Raw genomic sequence first — 26437 nt, 5'->3', positions numbered from 1 at the left:
AATAGACAGGAGGTCATTTTTTCAGCAAGGGCAATGAAGTCGACGCATTGCTCATCCTCCTGATAAGAAAAGGGAGCGTGCAAACTTTGACTCAGGAAAAACCGAAACTAGGATGGATTACCGCAGGGTTATTGCTCGGACTCGTGTTGGCTTCACTGGACCAATCCATCATCTCCACGGCCATGCCGACGATTGTCAAAGAGCTGGATGGCCTGTCGCTGTACAGTTGGGTGTTCACCATTTACATGCTTGCTTCCACGACGACGATGCCGATCTACGGGAAACTGGCGGACTTGTTCGGGCGGCGAAACATGTATCTGGTCAGTTTGGCCTTATTTCTTGCAGGCTCTGTTTTATGCGGGCTTGCTGAAAGTATGACACAACTGGTCATCTATCGCGCTGTGCAAGGGCTAGGGGCTGGGGCATTGATGCCGATTGCGTTTACGATCATCGGCGATCAGTTTCCGTTAGAATTGCGCGGGAAATTTATGGGGCTGTTCAGTGCGGTTTTTGCGCTTGCAAGCATTATAGGGCCCATGCTTGGCGGCTTAATTGCCGAGCATGTTCACTGGGGCTGGATCTTTTTCATCAATCTTCCGCTCGGGCTACCCGCTTTCTTCATCATGGCATTTGCTTTGAAGGAACGAAAAGTTGAGCAAAAGCGTTATATCGATTGGTATGGGGCAATCACCTTCAGCGCCGGGATCGTTTGCCTGCTGCTTGCGCTGGTACTGGCAGGCGACAGCGGTAGCAGCGCCGGACATTTCACTTGGAGCTCGCCTCCGATCATCGGGTTGTTTGCCGCAGGGATTGCACTCGTCGCTTTGTTTCTCTGGATCGAGACAAAAGTCAAGGAACCGCTGATTCCGCTGCATTTGTTTCGCAATCGGACCATCGCTGTAAGCAATATAATAGGATTTTTCATGAGTGCCGGCATGTTTGGAGCGATCGTCTACATTCCGTTGTTCGTGCAAGGGGTGGTCGGGGTAAGTCCCGCGATCGCCGGCTACATTTTGACGCCGATGATGCTGGCGGTTGTCGTCTCGACGACCATCGGCGGACGGATGATGAACAAGGTGACCTATCGGGCGATTTTGATTCCCAGCCTGTCTTTGATGGCTGTCGGGTTCATGCTGTTCAGCCAGATGACGGTAGAGACGACGAAGCTTGAGATCATCTTCTACATGATCATCACTGGTTTGGGCATGGGGGTGGTGTATCCGACAATCGGGACGGCGGCCCAGAACGCGGTCGATTTCAGCAACCGGGGAGTCGCCACCTCGTCCTCGCAGTTTTTCCGCTCGATTGGCGGGACGGTGGGCGTCAGCGTCCTGGGCAGCTTGCTGATGCAACGGATGAGTACACAGATCGAAAGTCTGAGCAGCCAGATGGCGTCATTGCCTGCGGATCAGCTCCACAAACTGACCGATCCGCAGGTGCTCCTGGATGCGGGGACGCGGGCTAGCCTGCCTGTAGACATCGTGGAAGGGCTTCAGCAAGCGTTCAGCTCGTCTTTGGATTCGGTGTTTTTGCTCGGATTGTTGTTCGTCTGCGTCAGCTTGGCAGCATCGGTGTTGATGGGGAATGCCCGTCTGCTTGCGAGTGCACCGACGAAAAGTAAGGCATCCGCACAGGATACAGTGACGAAATCGTAGTGCGCTGGGCTTTGCGCCAAAACAATACGGACCATGGTACCATTTCACGCCGCTTGTTCATTCTTACATAAAACAAGCGGCTGTTTTCTTTGTGTGGGAGAAGATGGCAGAAGGAAATGCCTAGCCATCAGTGTCGGAGTCGTTGTATAATTTTAACAATTGTCGATATTAACGAAACGTAATATTTGTATATCGACTCGAATCTCTGTTGTGATCGATAGAAAAGGAGCGTAAAGATGGCAGTAGTGAAACAAACAGGCTGGAGCTTCCTCAAAAAAGCGTTGGTGCTCGCTACGGCGCTTGTGCTGCTGGCCGGTACCGGAACATTTGATGGGAGAGCGGATTCCGCAGCAACAACCAAAAAGCCAGTCCCGGCCCCACAAAAAATCGTCCGTTACACCGGTCAAAAGAGCAAGGCGATCTCCATGGTGTACACGACACGGCGGGAGCTGGCTCTTACGTTTAACGGTCTTGGGGATGAAAAGAAGATGAAGCAGCTGCTGGATGATTTGGACAAGTACCAGATCAAGGCGACCTTTTTTCTCCCGGGCAACAAGCTGGCAAAGCAGCCTGCCATCGCGAAGGCGATTTTGGCGCGGGGCCATGAAATCGAAAGCAATACGATGAATCAGCAAGACTTGACCAAGCTGCCCTATGAAAAAGTTTACACAGAAATTAAAGCGGGGAATGAACTGATCAAGCAGAAGGCCGGGATCGCACCCCGGTATGTCAGGACGACATTGGCTACGTATAACGACGATGTCCGGCTGGGCGCAGCTCATAACGGTATGCAAGCGGTGATCGGCTACAGCCTTTTCTTGCACAACTGGGAAAAGGAGACACCGGAGCAGAAGAATCGCTATATCCGCAAATATATCAACCGTGGCGGTATCATCGCCTTGGATATCGAGGAAAACAGAGATCTGCCGGGGACGATTCCGCTTATTGCCAAGGCTGCGGCAGATGTTGGCTACAAGTTCGTCACACTGCAAAAGCTGATCGAGCAAGGCGGGGAACGAAAGCCGCTTGAAGCCATCGAGGGGTACAATGCGGCTGTGATCAATCCGAATTATAGCGATGCGACGTATAAGCTGATGTACCGCAAAGAAACGGATAAAAAAGAAGTCGCGATTACCATCGACGATTGGGGAAGCGACTATACCGTCACGAAGATTCTCGATATTTTGGCCAAAGAAGGCGTAAAGGCAACGTTTTTCCTGCGGGCAGACGGCACGGAGAAAAACCCCAATCTAGCGCGTGCAATGGTGGAAGCGGACCATGATGTCGGGAATCATACATACTCCCATCCGATCGGCACGACCATTCCTGCCGCACAGCTTCAGGAGGAGATCGTGAAGGCTCACCGGATCATTACCGAGGCGATCCAACAGAAGCCTGCGATGATTTTCCGACCGCCGGCTGGCGCTTACGATGAATCGACGCTGAAAGCGATCGGAGCTACCGGTTACCATACGATCGCAATGTTTGACGTCATCCCTTCCGATCACGACAGGAGCAAGACAGCGGAGGATATCGTGAAGACGGTCGTGGACAAGACCCAGAACGGCAGCCTCATCTTGCTGCACATGCTTGACGATACACACACCATCGAGGCATTGCCCGTGCTGATCGAGCAGCTGCGCAGCAAAGGCTATACCTTTGTGAAAATGTCGGAAATGGTGGCAGAGTGATTGCCGGAATAGCGGCGGAAATCCGAAACGTAAACGGATTTTCGCCGCTTTTTCTTTGTACAGGATTGCAACCATGTTCAGAAAATGTTCAGACAGGACCGATACAATGTTGAATTGGAAAGAACTGCGTCTCACTAAAAGCTTGCTGCTCGTCGATAAACAGATGAACGGCTTTTTTGGGAAGAAAATGAACCGTGATTTTCATAGAGAGAAAAGGAGCAAGGACAGGATGGCAGTACGCAATCGCGGGGCGAAAACACTTCGAATGATTCAGGCGTCGGTTTTGTTGGCAGCGCTCGTGCTCACGACCAGCTGCAGCATGCTGGGCGGAGGCCAGGAGGTCAGCGAGACACCCCCAAAAACAGCCCCGGAGCAAAAAATCACCCGCTACGAAGGGGAGAAAAGCAAAGTCATCCCGTATGTGTACACATCGCGCAAAGAATTGACGCTTACCTTCAACGGGATGGGCGATCGGGCAATGATGGACAAGCTGCTCGACGAGCTGGATCGCTATCACATCAAGGCGACGTTCTTTTTGCCCGGGATGAGGGTGGCCGAAGAGCCGGATATCGCTCGCGATATTTTGCAAAGAGGCCATGAGATCGAGAACAACACGCTAAACCAGCTGGATATGAACAAGCTCGGCTATGAGCAGGTCTACAAAGAAATCCAGCTGACCAACGAGGTCATTAAAAAGGAAACGGGTATCAGTCCGCGATATATACGAACCAAGTCCGGCGACTTTACAGATGATGTGCGTCTGGCAGCCGCCCAGCTTGGGATGGAAGCCGTCGTGAGCTATAACATCAATCCGAAAGACCGCGACATGAAAAAAGCGAAGGCCATCGGCGACTATGTCGAGCGATTCATTTCTAGAGGAGGGATCGTCTCGCTCAATGCCGACATCAATCCCGAGGTGATTCCGTCCATTCCCTTGATTGCCAAGGCGGCGGAGAACATCGGCTATCAGTTCGTCACGCTCAGCGACTTGGTCAAAAATGGCGGCGAGCGTAAGCCACTGGAGCAGATTCCGGGCTATGATGCGGTCAAAGTCGACATGAACTACCAGAACAAGCAGTACAGGCTCATCTATAATGTGGAAACGGACAAGCCGCAAATCGCGCTCACGTTTGATGACTGGGGCAGTGACAAAACGGTTACGAAAATATTGGATATTTTGGCGAAGTACGATGTAAAGGCGACATTTTTCCTGCGGGCGAAAGGGGTCGAGACCAATCCGAACCTGGCGAGAGCGATGGTGGACGGCGGCCATGATGTAGCGAATCACTCGTACAGCCATCCGGTTGTAACGACGCTGACGCCCGATCAATTGCAGAAGGACTTGGTTAAAGCCCATCAAGTCATCACCGAGGCGATCCAGCAAAAGCCTACGATGCTGTTCAGACCGCCGACTGGCGTGGTGGACGATCAGATGGGGAAAGTAATCTCCGCAGTTGGCTATCACGACATTGCCATGTATGATGTGACCACGTTGGATTGGGATTCCAAAAACAGCGCGGCGGATATCGTAAACGGCGTCATGAAGCAGACGCAAAAAGGCAGTGTCATTCTGCTGCACATGCTCGATGACATCCACACCATTGAGGCATTGCCGATCGTGATCGAAAGCTTGCGGAAGAAAGGCTTTGTTTTCGTGAAAATGGCAGATATGATCAAACAGGCGAAATAGTTGAGAATTGACACGGTATGCTTGAAGCCGTGTCTTTTTCATGCCGACAACGGTGTAGTTTTGATCAGAAAATGTTCAGATTCACTTGCTAGAATGTTGAAATAGGCAGGAAAACGGTGGCTAAACGCGATGAAAGCGGTTGTCGTAGGCACGCGGCAGCAAAAAGAGTGTCATTCCCCTTTTTCTGGCGGTTGAATCGGATGGTCTCGCATGACTATGATAGCAACATACAACGTATGTGAGCGGAAGTAGTTTACTAGAGAGAGTAGAGGTAACGTTGCTTTCGGGCATCTGGTAAAAAAGGAGCACGGTTATGGCAAAAGGCAAGAAGACAACAATGATGAATGTGGTAGCGAAATGGCTCGGGATGGCGACGGCTTTGACGATGCTGGCGGGTTGCGAACTCCCTGGCCACGAGGTAGGCGTCGACACAAAGCGGAAACCTCCTATCGCCAAAAAAATCGTCCGGTTTGCGGGAGAAAAAAGCAAGGCGATTTCCATGGTTTATACCACGCGAAGAGCACTGTCCCTGACTTTCGATGGGATGGCCGATCGCGAAACGATGGAGAAGCTGCTCGACAAACTGGATGCGTTCCATATCAAGGCGACTTTTTTTTTACCAGGCATGCGAGTAGCAGAAGAGCCTGATATTGCGAAAGAGATTGTGGCAAGAGGCCATGAGATTGAAAACAATACGCTGAATCGGTTGGATTTGACCAAGCTCAGCTACAATGAGCTCTATTCCGAGATCAATCTGGGGGATCAGGTGATCAAAAAGGCGACGGGGATTACTCCCCACTATGTCCGGACAAAGCTTGACAGCTTTAACGATGACGTCCGCTTAGCGACGGCACAGAGCGGACAGGAAGCCGTCGTTTCCGCCAGTTTATTCCTGCACAACTGGCAGAAGGAGACGGATCTGCAGAAAAGCCATTATGTGCGCAAGTATATCAATCGCGGTGGCATCATTGAGATCGATACGGAAGAAAACAAAAATCTGCTGGAAGACATCGCGCTGCTTGCCAAAGCGGCTGATGACGTCGGCTATCAATTCGTCACGCTGCACGACCTGATCGAAAAGGGCGGGGAACGGAAGCCGCTGGAAGAGATTCCAGGGTATGCTGCAGCCAAGATCAATCCAAACCAAAGTGGTGCTCAATACCGACTGGTTAGTAGTCTTTCTACCGAGAAAAAAGTGGTCGCCTTGTCGTTTGATGATTGGGGAACGGATGATACCGTCACGAAAATTTTGGATCTGCTGGATCGATATAACGTGAAGGCGTCGTTCTTTTTGCGTGCGGACGGGGTAGAAAAAAACCCGAATCTGGCACGAGCGATTTACGAAAAAGGGCACGACGTTGGCAACCATACGTATTCTCACCCTGTTGTCACCACCATTACACAGGCGCAGCTGCAGGAGGAGATCGTCAAAGCGCATCGCATCATCACCGAGGCGATCCAGCACGAGCCGACGATGTACTTCCGGCCACCGACAGGCGTGGTGGATGACAAAACGCTGCGCACCATCGGGGCGACGGGATACCATACGATCGCCAATTTCGATGTGACGCCTTCTGATTATGTCAAAACCCAGACTGCGGATGGAATCGTACAGGCGGTCATGGATCAAACCCATAGCGGAAGCGTCATTTTGCTTCATATGCTGGACGATATTCACACGATTGAAGCACTTCCGGTGATCATTGAGAAATTGAGAAGCAAAGGGTACTCCTTTGTAAAAATGACAGATATGTTTGGTACATAAATGAACGGGTACAGAGGAGAGAAGAGCATGGAGCTTTACGAATCAATTGTCGACCGACAGGAAAAAATCGCCGTTGTCGGCTTGGGGTATGTTGGGCTGCCAATTGCAGCAGCCTTTGCGAAACGGGTTGATGTGATCGGGTTTGATGTCAACCCCCAGAAAGTGGCGGCATTCCAGAACGGGACGGGCTGGCAGGAGCTTCTCGAAGAGGAAAGCCTGTCTGACAGGTCCATTACGTTTACGGCAGATGAGGAAATGCTGCGCGATGCGAGGTTTTTTATCGTGGCGGTACCGACTCCGGTCAAAAGCGGCAACGTACCGGATTTGCGCTACGTCCAACATGCGACAAGCATTGTGGGCCGGCATTTGCGGCCGGGCTCGGTCGTCGTGTTCGAATCGACCGTATACCCGGGAGTGACCGATGACATTTGCATCCCCATCCTGGAAGTGGAATCAGGCATGCGCTGCGGCGTTGACTTCAAGGTAGGCTATTCGCCTGAGCGGATTAATCCTGGCGACAAGGTTCACAAGCTCGAAAATATCGTCAAGATCGTGTCGGGAATCGATGCGGAAGCGCTTGAGACGATTGCCAAAGTGTACGAGCTCGTCATCGATGCGGGCGTCTATCGGGCAAAAAGCATCAAGGTCGCGGAAGCAGCGAAGGTGATTGAAAACGCGCAGCGCGACATCAATATTGCATTTATGAATGAGCTCGCCATGCTGTTCAATCTGATGGGAATCGATACGAAGGCAGTCTTGCAGGCGGCACAGACCAAGTGGAACTTCCTTCCGTTTTCGCCTGGGCTTGTCGGAGGGCATTGCATCGGCATCGACCCGTACTATTTGACATACAAAGCGGAAGACACCGGCTACCGCTCCAAAATCATCCTCGCGGGGCGGCATATCAACGAAGGTATGGGCACTTACGTCGCACAGCAAATCATTAAAACCGCCGTCCGCTTGAAGCTGGATATCAAAAACGCGCGGATCGCAATCCTCGGCCTCGCTTACAAGGAGGATTGCGCCGATATCCGCAACACAAAAGTGATCGATGTGATTCACGAGCTGAATGAGTACGGAATTGTTCCGCTCGTCGTAGACCCGCTGGTGGATAAAGAGGAAGCCTTCAAAGAATACGGCATTGAACTATCTGACTTGTCCACCTTGAGCGAACTGGATTTGGTTGTAGTCGCTGTTCCCCACGCTCCTTTTGCAGAGATGAGCGTCACTGATTTCGAGAAGCTGTACAGCGACGGGCAGACGAACATCATGGTTGACCTGAAAGGAATATTTTCACGAGCAGATTATGAGAGCAGGGGCATTCATTACTGGAGCTTGTAAACAGAAGATTGGAGAGAGCGACAGTGATTAGTCGAAAGGAAAGACAAGCTAGACAACTGGAGGCAGGGGAGCCGTTATACCAGAAAAAGCCGAAGAAACAAAAAGAGCCGAAGGAGAAAAAGCCGGAAGTTTTGACGCTCTCACGTACGGATCGCCGCGTGCTCTCCCATGTCCCGGACCCGGAGCAAATCCGCGTGCATGTCGATCGGCGCGGGATGAAGGACACTGCCTTCGATGGCAGTCATGTGGACCCCGAGTATCTTGATAAAATCCGTATGCTCAGCCTGCGGTATATGGCCGATTTTGACGTGGTGCTTTTCCCGCGCAGGCAGCTAAAAAAATCGGGGTTGAAAGGGCGCGCCGTCGATATATCGGCAACCGGGATTTTGATCGCGGTCGATGAGCAGCAAATCGCGGTCGGGCAGGTGGTGGAAATTCACTGCACGATCCCCCCAGGCACAATGCCGGAAGGATTCGAGCTATCGGTCAAGCTCGACGCCAAAGCAGTCCGCACCTTTACCCGCGAAATAGACGGCAGAGAGCAGGACATGGTGGCGTTTGAATTCGCTAGGCCGCTTACCGAATACTTCCAGGAAAAGCGCTGGGGTTACGCGATTTACATGTCCAGCGGAATGCTTTTCATCGCTGCGCTGTTCATTATGCTCATGCGCGCAGAGAGCATCATTTACTTCAAGTACAACATCCTGCTTTACCTCTACAGTTTGATCGCAGCAGCCTTTTTATTAACACGGTATTTGTTCGGAGCATTGTACCGTGATGTACCCGTCAATCCGGATTATACGCCCGGCGTTTCCATCATCATCCCTTGTTTTAACGAAGAGGAGTGGATTCACCGGACGATCTTGAGCTGTGTCAACCAAAACTATCCGATTAATAAGCTGGAGGTCATCGTCGTAGATGACCGATCCACAGACAGATCGGTCGAGCAGATCGAAAAGGTGATCGGCATGATTCATAGCGAGGCCGAACGTTACATGACCCAAGAGCGGGTGAAGATGTTTGTGTTGCCCCAAAACGGCGGAAAACGAGAAGCGTTGGTCCAAGGCGTGAAGATGGCCAAGCATGATTTGGTCGTTTTTGTCGATTCCGACAGCTTCCTTGAGCCGACGGCGATCCGGCATCTCGTCCAACCGTTCCAAGACCCGAAAATGGGGGGCGTAGCAGGCCGGACGGATGTGGAAAACAAATTCACCAACTCGATCACCAAACTGCAGACGGTCCGCTATTACATCGCGTTTCGGATCATGAAGGCGGCGGAATCATGGTTTGACAGCGTTAGTTGCCTGTCCGGCCCGCTGTCCTGCTACCGCAAGGATTTGATCCTGCAGCATGCGGATGCGTGGCTAACGCAAAAATTTCTCGGTCAACCCGCGACTTTTGGCGATGACCGCTCCATGACGAACTTTATCCTGAAAACCCATCGGACAGGCTACCAGGACTCAGCGATCTGTTCGACGATCGTGCCGTCTGATATGGGCGTCTTCCTCAAGCAGCAAATGCGGTGGAAGCGCTCCTGGCTGCGCGAATCGCTCCGTGCCAGCGGTTTTATTTGGCGCAAGGAACCATTCATGGCACTGTTTTTCTACGTCGGCGTGATCGTGCCGATCGCGGCTCCGATCATCGTTTTATACAATTTGGGGTATGTGCCGATCATTCATCATGTCTTCCCGAGCACGTTTTTAATGGGGCTGTTCATGATGGCACTGCTCATGAGCCTCGCCCATCTGCTGTTCCGCCGAAGCAAGCTGTGGGTATTCGGGATCGTCTTCTGCGTTTTCTACGAGCTTGTATTGCTGTGGCAAATGCCTGTTGCTTGGGTCACATTCTGGAAATCGACATGGGGGACAAGGGAAACTCCGCAGGATGTCGAGGCACGGAAACGCAAGGAAGCCCGCAAGCACAAAAACAAGAAGGGCATTGGATTGCCGTTCTAATGCAATCCTCGGAAAATCCGTAGAGTGAGGGTGTCAGAGTGAACATGGGGAAAAAAACGAATGTTGCCCTCGATTATCGCAAAAAGGATCGTAAGAAGGTTATCAAAACGATTGTGCAATTCGCCATTCTGCTGATCGTGGGCACTCTTTTATATCAAGCGGTGTTTCAGGTTACGAGTTACGCGGAGCCTGACCATAAGTCATGGACCAATGAAAAAGGGTTTATCGCACTCTCTTATTTCGGTGTGGGGCGCACAGGCACGTCTAAGCTAATCGCCAAAAATCAATTGGACGAACAGCTGCAGGCCCTGCATGATCAAGGCTATGTCACGGTCTCACAGCAGGACATCCTTGATTATTACAACAAAAAGAAGCCGTTGCCGGATAAAGCGCTCTTCCTTTCTTTCGAGGATGGACGCAATGACTCCGCCTTGTTTGCTGATCCGATTCTGGAAAAGTACAATTACAAGGCGACAGCGCTCTCCTATGCCAATAAGGTGGGGAACAGCGACAACAAATTCCTGCAGCCGGCCGACATGCTCAAAATGATAAAAACCGGCTTTTGGGAGCTGGGCAGCAATGGCTACCGCCTCACCTACATCAACGTATTTGACCGCAACGGCCAATTCATCGGGGTAAGAAACGAGAACCAGCTCCCCAACAAAGAGAACATTGAGTACTACAACCACTATTTGATGGATTTCATCCGGGACAGCAACATGATTCCTGTGGAGGACCGGACCGAGATGGAGGCGCGGATCACCAGCGACTACAAGGCGATGAAAGACATCTACACGAAAGAATTGGGTTTCGTCCCGGGCGTTTACATGATCATGCACGCCAATACTCTTTACGAAGGGATGAATCGGCTCGTCTCCCAAGTGAACGACAACAACATCCGCCAGATTTTCAACATGCACTTCAATCGCGAAGGCAACGTCTATAACGATCAGAGCGCAGGCTTGTACAACCTGACACGCGTGCAGCCTGCTTCCTACTGGTACACGAACCATCTTTTGATGAAAATCCAGAAAGACACCGGCCAGAAAATGAAGTTCGTGCGCGGCGACGAGGACCTGTTCGATCAGTGGCAGAAGCTTTCCGGCGCTGCTCAATTCACGGAAAACAAAATCGCGCTGACGTCCCCTCCTGCTGAAAGCGGCATGCTATACTTGAAAAATAGTGAGGGAAATCGGGATGTTCAGGTATCGGCCCAACTGGATGGCAATCTGGTCGGCAGGCAAACGATTTATGTCCGCTACGATCGCAAAACAGATGCCTTCGTTCGCGTCACCCTGGAGGACAACAAGCTGATTGTCGAGCAGAAGAAGCCGGGCGGTCAGGTGCAGGAGCTGTATTCCGGCAAGCTGAGCGATGTGAAGTGGGAATCGGAAGATCTCGCGTTCAACAAGGCTAGCGTGTACACCAAGGCGCAGACCCAGGCGGGAGCACCGGATGAAGAGGAAGAGTTCCCGACCAACATCAAAAACACGCGCCAGATGGAGATCACCATGAAAGGCGGCAGCTTGCGCGTAGTGGTGGATCAGAAGCCGGTTTTGGACAATACGGCGATCGATCCTGCTATCGGACAAGGTGGTGTGGCGCTTGAAGCGCAATATAGCAAGAAAAACAAGAAGGATGACATCTACGACGGCGTGTTCACGGATGTCAAGGTTGCGTCTGTAGGAGAGAAAGAGACGGATCAAACCGTATTGTTTACCAATTCGTACACAGGGTTTCAAGGGGCGATCAGCAGGGTAGAGAATGCGATTTCCGCTTCCATCGACTGGGTGATTGACACCTTCTAATCGGTTAGAAAACTTGGGCTTCGCCAAGCTTTTTTTGGCGGAGTTGCAATTGCACTTGTAGAAGCAAAGGGGTCAGGCAAAGGTGGCTAAAGAAAAACCGAGAGGCAAACGGACGGTCGTCATATTCAGCATCACAGTGATTCTCGGGGTGCTGGCCGCATGGGGCGTCAAGCAATGGAATGATCCGACCAAGCTGCAAAAAGCCGAGGCGGCCGAGCCGTCGCATGTCGAGCTGTCGGCATGGGTGGCCGACTGGCAGTGGCAGGAAGGAATCGAAGATTTGCGGAGCATTACGGATGGACTTTCAAGCGTGCAAATGTTTGCCGCTTATTTCAACGAGAAGGACAACCTTCTTTTCACAGCGGAAGCACAGCAGATGCTTCCGAAAATCAAAGAAGCGGCAAGGCAGAGCAGCCTCGTCAATGTCGACCTAACGATTGTGAACGATCGGGTGAATTCAGATGGAACCGAAGTACAAAAAGATTCCAGCATCGTCACGCGGCTCATGGCGACGGAAGACAGCCGGGAGAAGCATCTGAAAGAAATTTTGGATGCGGTTGAGCGCTTTAATTTCCACGGTGTCGAGCTTGATTATGAAAAGGTCGACGACAAAGATTGGCCCAATCTGATTCGCTTTATCGGCGATCTGAACCAGCAGCTGCATGAGCGAGAGAAGACGCTCCGCGTGGTGCTGGAGCCGCGAACCCCGATCGAGAAGCTGTCTTTGCCGCAAGGGCCGGTTTATGTCATGATGGCGTACAATTTGAACGGGCCCAACACAAAGCCGGGTCCTAAGGCGGATCAAGCGTTCATCACCCAGCTGGCAAATCGGTTGAAGCAGGTGCCCGGTGATAATGTCATTGCGCTGTCAGCAGGAGGATTCGACTGGGCAGAAAACGGCGAGGTCACCGCTGTGACCGAAAAACAGGCGGCCGAGCTGTCTCGGGGTAGCTTGGAGCCGCCAAAGCGCGATGCCGCCAGCAGCAGCCTGTCTTTCCAGTATGTCGATAAAGAGAATGGCAAGCATACGGTCTGGTATGCGGACGAAGAGACCGTCGAGCAATGGATTCAGGTGGCGAGACAAAGTGGCTACACCAAAATCGCGCTGTGGAGACTCGGAGGTTTGGGCAAGGAATTGCTATGGTATTTGAATCAATAGTGTTCAGTGAAATTGAAAATGAGAGTGTAAGAGAAGCCATGCGAGCGCATGGCTTTTTTCTTCGGCTGCGTGGCATCGGTCGCTGGATCTTCGGCGATAACGCGGGACGTGGATGCCAAGCTGTTTACAACGCACTGCAAATAAAGATGCCGTCCGTGAACAACACCAAAAACCAGACGCTGCAGCTGTCGATGGAGACGCTGCCGCAATACGCCGCTGACTATAGGTTTTTGACCACCTATGATCCAAAGGAGAAAGGCGACCAGCTGAAAAAGCTGAAAGAATCCAAGGTGTGGCAAGGGCTGAAGGCGGCGAAAAACAACACGATTTTTTATAACGATTTCAATACGTTCTATCGTTATGACCCAATCGCCATCATGGGCAAAATCGATTTGATTGTCGATATGTTGATCAAGCGCGCGGAAGAGAACAAGAAAAAGCAATAGCGCGTCGTACATGCAGCAAATAAAACCCGTCCCAGCGGTTATTCCGAAGGATGGGTTTTTGCTTGCAGTGGCGATGTTTCACATGAAGCATTCCACTGTCTGTCACAAATCGTTGCTTTTTCGTGTGATTTGAATCACATATGGGATGCGCGGCGCTCACTATACTTGATGTATATCAAGCCACACGAAGGTGAGTGAACGTTCATGCTAAGCGAAAAAACTAGACAAGTGATTACAGCGACAGTCCCTGTGCTCGAAAAGCACGGAACCGATATTACAAAACGTTTTTACGAAATGTTGTTTGCCAATCATCCGGAGCTGCTCAATATTTTCAACCATGCGAACCAAAAGCAAGGAAGACAGCAAACGGCCTTGGCGAATGCGGTATATGCGGCAGCGCTCCATATCAACAATTTGGAAGCGATCATCCCGGTCGTCAAACAAATCGGCCATAAGCACCGCAGCCTCGGGATCAAGCCGGAGCATTATCCGATCGTTGGGCAAAATTTGCTTGCAGCGATTAAAGATGTATTAGGCGATGCGGCGACGGAAGAGATTATTGGGGCTTGGGCGGAAGCATACGGCGTCATCGCCGATGTGTTCATTAGCATCGAGGCTGAGATGTATGACCAAGCGGAACAGCAGCAAGGCGGCTGGGAAGGGTTCCGACCATTTCGGGTCGAACGCAAGGTGCAGGAAAGCGACCGCATCACCACGTTTTACCTGGTTCCGCAGGATGGAGGAACAATTGCGAGTTTTGCGCCTGGACAGTATATCAGCGTGAAGCTGGACATCCCAGGTGAGACGAACACACACATCCGCCAATACAGCCTGTCCGATGCGCCAGGCAAGCCATACTACCGGATTTCGGTGAAGCGTGAGGATGGACAGCGGGATCGTCCAGCCGGAAAAGTATCGAATTATTTGCACCAAAAGGTGGAGCAAGGGGATACCTTGTTGCTGTCCGCGCCTGCAGGTGATTTCGTATTGAATCAGGAGGATGCACGCCCACTCGTACTGCTGAGCGGCGGTGTCGGACTCACGCCGATGGTCAGCATGTTACAGGCGTCGGTTGCAGCGAATGCACAGCGGCAAGTCATCTTCATCCATTCCACCCAAAATGGCGATACCCATGCGATGAAAGCGCAAATCGAGGAACTGGCCAGCAAGCACAGCCAGCTGTCCGTTCACTGGTGCTATACACAGCCGACTGAGCAGGACCGAGCAGCGGGCGCGTTTGAGAAGGAAGGGTATATCGATCTGGCGTGGCTTAAGCAGGTACTGCCAACGACGGATGCAGCGTTCTACTTCTGCGGTCCAGTGTCCTACATGAAGGCCGTGCACAGCTATCTCACAGAGATGGGTGCGGCTTCTGCCGACCTGCATTATGAGTTTTTCGGCCCTGCGGCAGATCTGGGCTGATCATTCCTCCGACGATTCGGGATGCTCCAATAACTGCGCGCGAAGCAGTCGATTCACCGTCTCGCGCCGCAGCCCGATGAACTGGCCGATTTCATCTTGCGTTAGAACATCGGTCAGCGCTTGCGGCGCAATGTAAACGTCAAACCACGCCTGCAGCTTTTTCAGCTTTGCGGCAGGAGCGGATTCGGTCAGCTGATCGATCCGCTGTTGCATCATCCGCAGTTTTTCTTGCAGCTGTAAGGCGATGGTGAGAGCTTTTTGCGGATGCTGCTGCAAGTCCTGGTACCATTCGCGTTCGGACAACACGTCGATCTCGCAGGTCGTCAGCGCGATTGCAGTGCCATAATACGGATTCGGGCTGATCAGCGAATGGTGGGGGATCGTTTCATTCGGAACAATCACATTCACAAGTATCGTCGTTCCATCTTGGTGAACGCGAACAATCTTCAACAGGCCGCTCTTCAAATGGAAGAGCGGTCCTTTTTCACCTTGTCGAAACAATGTTTCGCCTTTATGTAGAATCATCGTGACCTCCGTCAGTGACACAAGCGAACGTGCCCGATCAGCGCATTCGCTTGTTTTTCTCATTACAAGCATATCATTTTCAGTAAGAGGTGGTAAAAAGTATTGGGAACAAATCAATAGACCATTGCTGTGCTGTCGCTGATCCCCTATGATGAGGCTAATGTTATTTTTCCGTTCATAATATTTTGATTATTAAACAACCCGGAACAAAGGAAGGAGAATTCACATGGATCAACAAACGGCCTATGAAATTGCCGTACAAGCGTATTCTCATCGGACCCAAAAGTCAAAGGAGATGTATGAGGCGGCACGGCTAGTCATGCCGGGTGGCGACACGCGTACGACTGCGTTTTTTCGTCCTTATCCACTCACCGTAAGCGAGGGAGTTGGTCCGGAATTGCATGATCGGGACGGGAATCGCTACTTGGATTTTTTAAATAATTACACGTCAACCATTCACGGACATGCGCATCCGAAGATTATAGAGAGAGTCAATCACGCGCTGAGCTTGGGGACATCCTATGCCAGCGTCATCGAGGAACAGATCATACTCGCCGATGTGTTGTGCGCCAGAGTGCCGGGAATCGAGCGGATTCGTTTTTGCAATTCCGGTACGGAGGCGACCATGTTTGCCATACGTGCCGCCCGTGCATTTACCAATCGCGCCGGGATCATCAAAATGGAGGGGGGCTATCACGGGACTCACGACACAGCGCAAAGCGAGACGTCCTCGATGGGAGTCCCCGCACGGGTGGCGGAGGATATTTATGCTGTGCCATTCAATGATGTAGAGGCGATGGAACGACTCCTGATTCAGCGGGCAAAAGAAATCGCTGCCGTAATCGTGGAGCCTGTTATGGGGTCTGCCGGCGTCATTCCTCCTTTGCCGGGATATTTGGAGGGTTTGCGCGAGCTAGTGAACCGATATGACGTCCTCTTGATTTTTGATGAAGTTCAGACATTGCGCTTAAGCACAGGGGGCGCGCAAAGCAAGTATCAAGTGACCCCGGATTTGACCGCATTGGCTAAGATTATCGGTGGCGGTTTTCCGGTCGGGGCGTTTGGTGGAAGGGCGGACATTATGTCTCTCTTCGATCCCGCTCAATCGACATCTTTGTCACATGGTGGCACATTCAACGGCAACAGGGTTACGATGGCAGCCGGAATAGCTTCCATGGAGCTGTTGGATGAGCATGCACTTACGCGTTTAGAAACATTGGCCCAGAGATTGGAAACCGGTATGCACGAGACGATCGAGCGACTTGCCGTTCCCGCATCGATCACACGTACAGGCTCGTTACTACATGTGCATTTTACCGAACAGCCGCCCATCAACTACTCGTCTACATTGCTATCACGCAATGACCTCGCAGCGTTACTTCACATCGAGCTGATCAATCGCGGAATCTTTACCGCGCCACGAGGGATGTGGAATTTGTCCACGGTCATGACCGAATCCCATATCGAGCAAGCCGTACAGGCCTTTACCGATTCCATGAACGTCATTGCCAAATGTGTATAAAAAACACTCACCCTTTCTTTCACTTGTTCGTATAGGACGGTAGAAAAGAAGATTCGCTGGGCACAATTACCTTATGCGAACGTAAGGCTTTTGGAAAGGGGAGTGAGTCACGATGGCCGACTCGCAAACGCTCAATCGTAAAGGCATCAATTATGATGTAGGGACGTTTACCCGCGGACAGGGAGCATCGTCCCGCGATGAATTCAACCCTACCATCGTCAGGCGAGAAATGGAGATCATCAAAAATGAGCTGCATTGCACGGCGGTGCGGATTTCCGGCCAAGCGATCGATCGGCTGGTGCTGGCTGCCGAATACGCTGCAGCCCAAGGGTTGGAGGTCTGGTTTTCTCCCAGTTTCGTGGATGCGGATGAACGGGATACGCTACGCTACCTAGCCGATTGCGCCAAAGCGGCGGAAGTGCTGCGGATGCGCTCGCCCCACATCGTTTTCGTTGTCGGATGCGAGCTGACTTTTTTCATGAAAGGGCTTGTCGACGGTGAGACAGCATTTGACCGCATCCAGACGTTCATGAAGCCATGGCGTTTGCTGATAAGCACGATTCGCCGAGGATCGTTTCACAAAAGGCTGAATGTTTTTCTGGGCAAGGCTGCAGCACAGGTGAGGGAGCATTTTCACGGGCAGCTCACGTACGCGTCAGGTACGTGGGAGCATGTCCAATGGCAGCTGTTTGATCTGGTTGCAGTTGATTACTACCGCGATGCGTTCAGCCAAAAAACGTACCGCGAAAAGCTTCGAGGCTACTTCACCCATGGAAAACCCGTGGTCGTTACCGAATTCGGCTGCTGCACGTACAAGGGCGCTGAGGAGAAGGGAGGCTACGGCTGGGCAATCGTCGACAGGTCCCAACCCCCTCATAAGATCAAAGGGGATTATGTGCGGGATGAGGACGTTCAAGTCCGCTGCATGGAAGAGCTGCTGGACATTTTTGCGGGGGAAAAGGTGGATGGAGCTTTCTGGTTTACGTTCGTCATGGCCACCTATCCGCATCATGAAGACCCGCGCTATGACCTCGACATGGCAAGCTACAGCGTGGTCAAATCGTATGTCGGAAAAAACGGCGATGCTTATCCGGACATGCCGTGGGAACCGAAAAAATCGTTCCGCGCGCTGGCCAACCACTACGCAAAACCGTAGCTGCACCGTTTTACGTAAAAGGAGCCCTTCTGAATGAGCGGAAGGGCTCTTTTTTCATTACGAGTCGTTCGGTTTTAAGGAGTGTGCTTCCCCAGAATGCACCGATACCGAAGGAAAGTCTACCTATGGTACTATAGGAAGGATGACTAGCATTCGACATATAAAGACAGACATGGGGAATGGGGAACCACATCTTGAAAACATTTAAAAAAGTCTATATAGAAATCACCAGCGTCTGCAATCTCGCCTGTACGTTCTGTCCGCCTACGGAGCGCAAGGCGAATTTTATCAAGGTGGACGATTTCATCAAGCGCTTGGACCAAATCAAGCCGCATACGAATTTTGTTTATCTGCACGTCAAAGGCGAGCCGCTTTTGCATCCCAAAATCGATGAGCTGCTCGATATCGCCCACGCCAAGGGCTTCAAAGTCAATATTACGACAAACGGGACGCTCATCAAGAAAAATCGGCACAAGCTGCTCGGCAAGCCTGCGCTACGGCAAATGAATTTTTCACTCCACAGCTTCGACGGGCACGAAGGCTCGACAGACCGGGAAGGCTACCTGCGGGAGATTCTTTCGTTCGTGCGGGAAGCGGCGCAGCACAATGTCATCTTTTCGTTCCGCCTGTGGAATTTGACGCAAGATAACGCGACGAATATTCAAAAGAGCAGAAACCGGCAAACGCTTGCGATTATTGAAAAGGAATTCGATCTCGACTACAAGATCGAGGAGAAAGTCGTGCCGGGCAGCGGTGTGAAGATTGCGCCCCGCGTTTATTTGAACCAGGATCACGAATTCCAATGGCCGAGCCTGACAGCGCCTGCTGACGAGGGTAAAGGCTTTTGCTATGCGCTGCGCAGCCAAGCGGCCATTCTCGTCGATGGGACTGTCGTGCCATGCTGCCTGGATGGCGAGGGCGTCATTAATTTGGGTAATATGAACCAGGCGACGTTTACAGAAATCGTAGACGGCGAACGGGCTAATCAACTCGTTGAGGGCTTTTCCCGCCGAGAGGCCGTCGAGGAATTGTGCAAACGTTGCGGATATCGACAACGATTCGGCGCGTAGTATGTCGAAAGTCGCAAACCCCTAAAGACCAATATTAGTCCATCGGTTATAATGGAACTAAGGTCGAAAGGGGTATTTTTTACTGTGTCAACCAGCGAAAACGTCCTAAGAATGTCAACATGATACAGCGGGAAGTGCCAACCTCTATTACGATCGCTCTATGACAGGGCCGATTTGGATAGAGGTTTTCTTTTGGGGAAAAGGTGGGCAGTCATCGTCTGTGAACATTGTACCAGAGACCTTTCGATTCAAAACGTGAAAAGGAGACTGGGCAATGATTATAGAGCAAGCGGCGCTTACGCAAATGGCGGCACCCCAACGAATGGACGACCGCTCAAATGATAAGGAAACGTGGTACCGGATTTGGCTTGAGCCAAAAGAAGCGATTGAAGTGCAGGTAAGCAACATTCCAGATGGTCAAAGCTTTGCGCTGCACCTGTTTTGTGAGCACGAAACGGAACCTGAACAGTCGGTCTGCAGTAGCAATACGCCCGGCCTCGGCACGTATATCGCTGCGTCTGCAGGGTATTGCTACATCAAGATATCGACAGATGGCATGTTTGAGGAACCGGAGCCGTACCGCCTGCATGTCGAAAAATATGCGAGTTTGTCAGGATTCATCGAAGGTACCAGGCATTTATCCGCGCAAGCCGGCCCTTACATGCTGGGACCGGAGCCGCTCGTTTTGGCTCCGGGCGCCGTGCTTGAGGTGGAGCAAGGGGTTGTGCTGAATTTCCGCCACGGCCAATCGCTGCATGTGCATCAAGGCGGGACGCTGAATTTGAACGGAAGGCGGGAAGCGCCGATCCTGATCATGGGCGTAAAGGGAGGGAGCGCCCAGCATGCTTGGCAGGAGCTGGTCATTGATGAGCGGGCGTGCGTAAACCATCAGTTTGTCGTCGTACACTATGACAGCTACTCGGCTCTGCCCGATTACGCGCCGTTGTCTTCAGCTTTGGCAGACATCGAGGAGCCGACGACGATTCCGCCGTCTGCAAGGCCTGCATTGATCAAGCAGTGGTACCTGGAGGCTAGCCCTTATATCGTGGCGGTGGTAGACGGCTTTACAGGCAACCCGCTTCATCCGCTGGAAATGACGGAGCTATATTTGGGAATTGATGTTGAAATATTCACGCAATGGGAAGTGGAGAGCGGGCGACTCAGCGATGCGCGCTTTTCACAAGGACAGGTCAATTATTGGGAGTACGTGAACGGTAACTTCACCGCCGATTTGATGGAGGCGGCCCGCTTGAGCGCCGCCAATCAGTCGAGTGAGGAATACCGGATCCAGCGGCTCGTCGATTATTTGAACAAGGGGAAGGCATGGCGCGAGCAAAACGGCTATTTCCGCCTGCAGGAGTTCATCAACCCATTTGACGAGAAATCATTTTCTTCTTTTTATGCGATATTTTTGGAGATGTCTTATCAATTCTGGCTTTCGCACAACACCTCGGTCGTCTATTGGGACAAGAAGGCACGTGAGCTCGGAATCTACTCACAGGAGGACAAGGTCGAGCGCGCGTTTATCGATGGCGTGATCATCCGCGTCGATTTTACCGCGGAGCTTCCAATCGTGATTCCCGGCTACGAAAATAACGTGCCGCCTGTCGGTTTGATCGGCTTGTTCCTCAAGCATGGCCCGTTCCGCTATCCTGCGCATTATCCAGCACCCGCACCGCATGACGATCTCGATTACGGCAACAAAACGACTGCCGCGATGTTTTCCTATTACATTGAGCTACTGGTTGACGGCAAAACAAGTGCCGTTTACACGTGGTGGCTGCCTACGCCGGCTGATTCGGATTTGAAGGAGCAGCTGCAGGCGCATGGAATACGGCTGGACTCATCCTTGGAAGAGTGGGAGCGCGAGATCGTGCAGCCGGCCGCTTTATCGGTGGAAGAAATTCAGCGCAAGTATCTGAAGCCTGTCAGCAATTTGCATGCGCAGGTGTCACCCTACCGTTTTACCGCCAATCCGATTCAGTTCATTTTCCATTGGCTCAAGATGCTCTGGAAGCTCACAGTAGCATTTTGTCGAAAACTGTTTAAACGGACAAAGCAAAAACCTGTTACATACGATTAAAGATTTTGCACGAAATCTCCACAATAAATTAATATAGTTAAATTATACAATATATTTATGGTAAAAATTAGGGGAACATACAATTGCTCTCGAAGCGAATGTACGTTTCCTTTTTTTATATGAAAACGGACAGGCCCTTCGCGCTGGAAGCCTTTTCTTTGTTAACAATCTGTGAAGAAACTGTTAGATTCCCTCTTATTCGACATAATTTGTTCGCGAGGTCATATACCTGACTTATGCCAAAAAACGGAGCAGCAACACATCTTCATGACGTGCGGCGGGATGAAAAATAGTGAACCAACTATGGGAATTCTTGTCAAATTAAGTCAATGAAAAAGTGTTTCTTAGCTTCACGCCATCGATTATTGTATGGGTGTACTAGGACGAATCATTTCGTTCAACAGGGCGTTCAACAAAAGAGATGGCGCCATGAAAAAAGGGAGGGACCACTGTGGACCGATTGACAGATTATTATCTGGAACAGTCTCAGCGAAGTACCGCACAGCTGTTTGACGTGATGAAGCAGACCGTGACCGCTTCTGTCGACATGCTGAATTGGGCGCAAAGCGAGGCGCAGCGATTTGGCAACAGCTTGACGCAGCAAGGATCCGAGCAATTCTTGTCACGACTTGAACAGCTTCAGGCACAGCAGCTTGCCGCACACAAGGAATTCGAAGAGCAATTCCGCTCTCTGTTGAACATTTATCAGAATGAAGGGTCCAGGTGATTTTCATGCAAACGCCCAACTACATGGACCCATTCTCGATCTGGAAATCCATGTATACCGAAATGGAACCAACAATCTCCAAATCGATGCAAAAATGGCTGGAAAGCGATGAATACGCCGCATTCTCCGGTCAACTCCTGACAATCTCCCTGCAAATGGAACAGACGATGCGCAAACATGCGGAGCAGCTTTTCCAGACGTATAACGTTCCAACAAAAAGCGATCTGGCCCGCATTATGGATCTGCTCATCGGCCTGGAAGCGAAAGTGGATGCAGTCGAGGAACGTCTCGTGCAAATAGAAGCTAACGCCAATCCCCCACAAGAAATCCGTGATCAACTCTCCCAGATCACAAACCAGCTTGACACAATCTCTGTAAACCTGCTAGGTAACACTTCCAACAACAACCGGAAACGTGCGCAAAAAAGCGAGGATCACGCAAACGAATAAAATTGGAGGAATGAAACGATGGCACTTTTGGAGAAAAAATTGGCTGAACTGAATAAACCTTTGCAAGGAAAGGTGGCACTGGTGACAGGCGGCTCCCGGGGAATCGGGGCCGAAATCGCCAAGGAGCTGGCACTGCATGGCGCGACGATCGTCGTCAATTACGTGTCCAATGCCGAGCGCGCTGAGCAAGTGGTTCACGAAATTTATGAGTACAACCAAAACGTTTCGGCCATCCAAGGTGATGTGAGCAAAACGGAGGACATCGCTCGTCTTTGCGACGAGATTCTCGAAGCTCACGGTACTATCGACATCCTGATCAATAATGCGGGCATCACCCGCGACTCGCGTTTTCTTAACATGACGGAAGAAGCGTGGAACGCGGTCATCTCGACCAACATGAACAGCTTGTTCCATCTCACTAAGCGCGTTCTGCCGCATATGGTTGAGCAAGACTTCGGTCGCATCATCAACATTTCCTCCATTATCGGGCAGGCGGGCGGCTTTGGCCAAACCAACTATGCGGCGGCAAAAGCGGGCATGATCGGCTTTACCAAGTCGCTTGCACTGGAAACCGCGCGCAACAACATCACCGTCAATGCGGTGTGCCCTGGCTACACGTTCACGGATATGGTGGCTGAAGTACCGGAAAAAGTGCAGGAAAAAATCACATCTAAAATCCCGAAAGGCCGCTTCGGTACGCCAGCGGAAATTGCAAAAGCGGTGCGTTTCCTCGCGGTCGACGGCGAATATATCACCGGCCAGTGCATCAATGTAAACGGCGGCATGTACATGTAAGCACAAAGGAGGGCGCCCCGCTCTTAGGCGAGGGCGCTTTTACGGAGGGAATCGCGAGTGAACGGAATCGAAACAGATCGTTTTACGCAAGTATGCAAGGTGCTTACGCAAGCCCAGCCTGACACGGGCCAGACGCCAAAAGAAGTCATCTGGCGCAAAAACAAAACGAAGCTGTACCGCTTTTCGCTGCCGGGTGTGGAAATTAAGCACCGTGTGCCAGTTTTCATGCTCTATGCGATGATCAACAAACCGTACATCCTCGACATTGAGCCAGGCAATTCGTTTGTCGAGTATTTGGTAAACGAAGGCTTCGATGTTTACATGCTGGATTGGGGCGAAGCTGGCTACGAGGATCGCCACAATGGATTCGCCGATTATTTGTACGATTACTTGCATAAGGCAATAGAGCGCACCTGCTTACATAGCGGGCAGTCCCAGGTCAACCTCTTCTCCTATTGCATGGGCGGCACAATCGGGGCGATGTACACGTCGTTGTTCCCCGAGAAAGTGAAAAACCTCGTGGTGCTGGCGGCCCCGATCGATTTTGACCATGCGCCGCTGTACAACAAATGGCTGGACCCGAAAAGCTTTGACGTCGACAAGCTGGTCGAAACATACGGCAACGTCCCGTCGCATGTGATCGACTTTGGCAATAAGATGCTCAAGCCGCTGACCAATTTCGTCAATCCGCTGATGCATCTGTATGCCAACGTCGGCAACGACAAATTCGTCCACAACTGGCGCCTGCTCAACAAGTGGGTCAACGACGGAACTGACTTCCCAGGTCAGGCGTACCGCGAGTGGATCCGCGACTTTTACCAGCAGAACAAGCTGATCAAAGGCGAAATCGTCCTGCGCAATCGAAAGGTCGACCTCGCCACGATCACATGCCCGGTCCTAGTCCTCACCGCCGCCACCGACCACATCGCCCCATGCGCCCAGACGCGAGCATTGCTAGACCTGGTCAGCTCGACCGATAAGAAGGAACACAACTATCCGGTCGGACACGTCTCGCTAGTATTCGGCGGAACGGCGCGCAAGCAAGTGTACCCGGAGACGGCAGCATGGCTTATGGAACGGAATTAAATAAGAAGACTGGATAAAAAGCAAAAGACCCTTCGGACAGAGCGGTGCGTGTCCAAGGGTTTTTTCCATTTTGCTCTCAAAATTTTAAAGGATGATTCCATCTGCAGCGAAGGGATTTTCGGGAAAAAGTGGAGCGGAAGCCTTGACGATGCCTACCAGGCGGAGCGGAAAAATGGAAACGTCTTTCGCGTCCAACATCATCATTGAGATACACCCGCCGCGCAGCGTGTGGCTTTTGGGCGCGGTTTCCGTTTTTCCGCGGAGCCGTTCACCCCGACCCCCAGCGGGCATCGTAACAGCTGACGCGTAACTTTTTCCCGAAAATCCCCGTTCTACCACCGAAGTCAATCCTTATAATCAATTTGTTAATTTTTCCAAAACCCCGTATACAAACCAAACACCTAGGTGTAAAATACACATAAGTACTGATTAGAAGGTGATGAACGATGGCAAATGAAAAAACACCCGGCGGGCTGGCAGGAGCGCCGAAAAACTTTTTGCTTCCCTATATCCTGCTGCTCTTAAGCCGCATGCCAGCCCATGGCTATGATTTGATGCAACAGCTGACCTCGCTCGGCTTTCTCACCTTGGATCAAGGGAATTTTTACCGCACGATGCGCCAGCTTGAAAAAGACAACTATGTCAACTCCGAGTGGGACACAACGTCAAGCGGACCTGCCAAGCGACTCTATTCCCTCACGGACATCGGCGAGCAGTATTTGCAGCAGTATGCCGATGAAATGCAGCGTTACCAGGGCATGTTGAGCCAGTTTTTCAACATGTACAGCGCTATGTTTGACCTCTACATGCTTCCCGTCCGCAAAGAGGGGACCCATGTGGAGAAACATAATCAAACCAATAGGAGTGATCAGGATGAGCCAGAAAGAGAAAGCTAACGATACAGGTCTTTCTGTGGGCGAGGCGTTTGTGAATGCATGCTGGCAGCCGTACGAAGCGTTCACGGCACAGATCCAAAGCCAGCTGCAAAAGCAGGATGAATGGCTGACCCAAACGTGGAAAAGCACGACGCAAGAGCTCAAGGAGCAGCGGGAAAAAGCTCAGCAATTTTACCAGGAGGCGCTTGAGAACCAACCGGCTTTCGCCAAGAGCGAGGCAGTAAAAAATGTGGTGTCGCAAGCGCAAGCCATCGTGCAAACGCCGCTCACGTTTACACTGGAACTGCTTGATAAGGCTGACGCCCAGCGCGGCGAACGGCTGAAGTCGCTCACGAGCCTGCAGGAGCAGTTCGTCCAAGCCAGCAAACAAAACCAGCGCGCTCTCTTCCGCCTGGTGGAAACCAATGTCCAGAAGCTGTGGGGAGTGTAAAAACGATACCATGCGCTTGCAGGATAAAGTAGCACTGATCACCGGAGGGGCAAACGGCATCGGAAGAGCGACAGCGCTGTTATTTGCCAAGAACGGTGCGAAATTGATGATCGCCGACTACGATGAGGATGAAGGGCTGGAAACCGTCAAAGCATTGCACCAATTGGGAAGCGAAGCGGAATTCATTAAGGTGAACGTCGCCAACCTGCACGAGGTGCAGCATATGATGGATGCGACCGTCGCGCGCTTTTCGCGGATCGATGTGCTGGTGAATAACGCTGGCATCACCCGCGACGGCTTTTTGGCGAAAATGGACCCGACCCAATGGGACCAGGTCATTGCTGTCAATCTGACCGGTGTCTTCTATTGCGCGCAAGCTGCCAGCCGGGTCATGCTGGCACAGGGATACGGCGTTATCCTCAATGCCGCTTCTGTCGTCGGCATCTACGGCAATATTGGCCAGACCAACTATACAGCGACCAAGTCCGGCGTTATCGGCATGACGAAAACGTGGGCGAAGGAGCTGGGGCCGAAAGGGATTCGTGTCAATGCGGTGGCCCCCGGCTTCATCATGACCAGCATGACGGAAAAAGTGCCGGAGAAGGTGCTCGATTCGATGGTACAAAAAACGCCGTTGCGCCGGCTCGGCCAGCCTGACGATGTGGCCAACGCTTACCTGTACCTGGCGTCTGATGATGCCAGCTTCATCAACGGGGTTGTGCTGAGCGTCGATGGGGGACTTACGTTCTGATTGTGAGCATCCGCT

Annotated in this window: 21 protein-coding genes and 1 pseudogene; 21 read left to right on the top strand and 1 reads right to left on the bottom strand. The window is 51.7% G+C overall.

From position 1 onward, the window contains the following. Positions 1-77 precede the first annotated feature (77 nt). From EDM56_RS01820 to hmpA, 10 genes and pseudogenes are all read left to right on the top strand, one after another. Entirely contained in the window at positions 78-1655 is a 1578-nt protein-coding gene (locus EDM56_RS01820) for an MDR family MFS transporter (protein ID WP_342772365.1), read from the top strand. Positions 1656-1891: 236 nt separating this feature from the next. Beyond that, complete coding sequence (locus tag EDM56_RS01815) at positions 1892-3346, top strand: polysaccharide deacetylase family protein (RefSeq protein WP_122916164.1); 1455 nt, start codon at positions 1892-1894, stop codon at positions 3344-3346. 229 nt (positions 3347-3575) lie between these two features. Continuing rightward, entirely contained in the window at positions 3576-5036 is a 1461-nt protein-coding gene (locus EDM56_RS01810) for a polysaccharide deacetylase family protein (RefSeq protein WP_425456265.1), read from the top strand. Positions 5037-5349: 313 nt separating this feature from the next. Beyond that, the gene (locus tag EDM56_RS01805; RefSeq protein WP_246009220.1) at positions 5350-6801 is read left to right on the top strand and encodes a polysaccharide deacetylase family protein; all 1452 of its coding nucleotides are present in this window, start codon (positions 5350-5352) and stop codon (positions 6799-6801) included. A 27-nt stretch (positions 6802-6828) separates the two neighbouring features. Beyond that, entirely contained in the window at positions 6829-8142 is a 1314-nt protein-coding gene (locus EDM56_RS01800) for a nucleotide sugar dehydrogenase (protein WP_122916163.1), read from the top strand. Between the two features lie 131 nt (positions 8143-8273). Beyond that, a complete protein-coding gene (locus EDM56_RS01795) occupies positions 8274-10097 on the top strand; it encodes a glycosyltransferase (RefSeq protein ID WP_425456270.1) in 1824 nt (607 codons plus the stop codon). 44 nt (positions 10098-10141) lie between these two features. Beyond that, a complete protein-coding gene (locus EDM56_RS01790) occupies positions 10142-11905 on the top strand; it encodes a polysaccharide deacetylase family protein (RefSeq protein WP_122916162.1) in 1764 nt (587 codons plus the stop codon). A gap of 82 nt (positions 11906-11987) precedes the next feature. Continuing rightward, positions 11988-13064 (top strand): glycosyl hydrolase family 18 protein, encoded by a 1077-nt coding sequence (locus tag EDM56_RS01785; protein WP_122916161.1) that lies wholly within the window; start codon positions 11988-11990, stop codon positions 13062-13064. Positions 13065-13147: 83 nt separating this feature from the next. Continuing rightward, positions 13148-13510, top strand: a pseudogene (locus EDM56_RS01780) (TroA family protein); the annotation flags it as partial. Between the two features lie 204 nt (positions 13511-13714). After that, positions 13715-14932 carry an NO-inducible flavohemoprotein gene (gene hmpA, locus EDM56_RS01775; protein WP_122916159.1) on the top strand — a complete coding sequence of 406 codons (1218 nt, stop codon included), beginning with the start codon at positions 13715-13717 and terminating at the stop codon, positions 14930-14932. On the opposite strand, the gene EDM56_RS01770 is transcribed toward hmpA, so the two are convergent. Further along, complete coding sequence (locus tag EDM56_RS01770; protein WP_122916158.1) at positions 14933-15457, bottom strand: Crp/Fnr family transcriptional regulator; 525 nt, start codon at positions 15455-15457, stop codon at positions 14933-14935. Between the two features lie 226 nt (positions 15458-15683). Between EDM56_RS01770 and EDM56_RS01765 the strand changes: the two genes are divergently transcribed. The 11 genes from EDM56_RS01765 to fabG (EDM56_RS01710) all read left to right on the top strand — a co-directional run bounded on the left by EDM56_RS01765 (position 15684) and on the right by fabG (EDM56_RS01710) (position 26422). Continuing rightward, positions 15684-16979, top strand: coding sequence for an aspartate aminotransferase family protein (locus EDM56_RS01765; RefSeq protein WP_122916157.1), 1296 nt, complete (start codon positions 15684-15686; stop codon positions 16977-16979). A gap of 112 nt (positions 16980-17091) precedes the next feature. Then, complete coding sequence (locus tag EDM56_RS01760) at positions 17092-18135, top strand: glycoside hydrolase family 113 protein (protein ID WP_122916156.1); 1044 nt, start codon at positions 17092-17094, stop codon at positions 18133-18135. A gap of 194 nt (positions 18136-18329) precedes the next feature. Next, the gene (locus EDM56_RS01755; RefSeq protein WP_122916258.1) at positions 18330-19205 is read left to right on the top strand and encodes a radical SAM/SPASM domain-containing protein; all 876 of its coding nucleotides are present in this window, start codon (positions 18330-18332) and stop codon (positions 19203-19205) included. Between the two features lie 274 nt (positions 19206-19479). Continuing rightward, positions 19480-21288 carry a hypothetical protein gene (locus tag EDM56_RS01750; protein WP_122916155.1) on the top strand — a complete coding sequence of 603 codons (1809 nt, stop codon included), beginning with the start codon at positions 19480-19482 and terminating at the stop codon, positions 21286-21288. A 451-nt stretch (positions 21289-21739) separates the two neighbouring features. Then, positions 21740-22015: a hypothetical protein gene (locus EDM56_RS01745; protein WP_122916154.1), complete on the top strand. Its 276-nt coding sequence runs from the start codon at positions 21740-21742 to the stop codon at positions 22013-22015. A 5-nt stretch (positions 22016-22020) separates the two neighbouring features. Beyond that, positions 22021-22464, top strand: a complete 444-nt coding sequence (locus EDM56_RS01740) for a hypothetical protein (RefSeq protein WP_148040346.1) — start codon at positions 22021-22023, stop codon at positions 22462-22464. Between the two features lie 18 nt (positions 22465-22482). Then, positions 22483-23259 (top strand): 3-oxoacyl-[acyl-carrier-protein] reductase, encoded by a 777-nt coding sequence (gene fabG, locus EDM56_RS01735; protein WP_122916152.1) that lies wholly within the window; start codon positions 22483-22485, stop codon positions 23257-23259. Between the two features lie 57 nt (positions 23260-23316). Next, positions 23317-24345 (top strand): class III poly(R)-hydroxyalkanoic acid synthase subunit PhaC, encoded by a 1029-nt coding sequence (gene phaC / locus EDM56_RS01730; RefSeq protein WP_122916151.1) that lies wholly within the window; start codon positions 23317-23319, stop codon positions 24343-24345. Positions 24346-24791: 446 nt separating this feature from the next. Then, a complete protein-coding gene (phaQ, locus tag EDM56_RS01720) occupies positions 24792-25241 on the top strand; it encodes a poly-beta-hydroxybutyrate-responsive repressor (protein WP_122916149.1) in 450 nt (149 codons plus the stop codon). After that, a complete protein-coding gene (locus EDM56_RS01715; RefSeq protein WP_122916148.1) occupies positions 25219-25671 on the top strand; it encodes a hypothetical protein in 453 nt (150 codons plus the stop codon). Before phaQ ends, EDM56_RS01715 begins: the two co-directional genes overlap by 23 nt. 10 nt (positions 25672-25681) lie before the next feature. Next, a complete protein-coding gene (gene fabG / locus EDM56_RS01710) occupies positions 25682-26422 on the top strand; it encodes a 3-oxoacyl-ACP reductase FabG (protein ID WP_122916147.1) in 741 nt (246 codons plus the stop codon). Positions 26423-26437 lie beyond the last annotated feature (15 nt).

Source organism: Brevibacillus fluminis (genome assembly GCF_003710825.1).
Lineage (GTDB): Bacteria > Bacillota > Bacilli > Brevibacillales > Brevibacillaceae > Brevibacillus_D > Brevibacillus_D fluminis.
The sequence above is the reverse complement of the archived record's forward strand: the minus strand, read 5'-3'. Positions and strand labels throughout refer to the sequence as shown.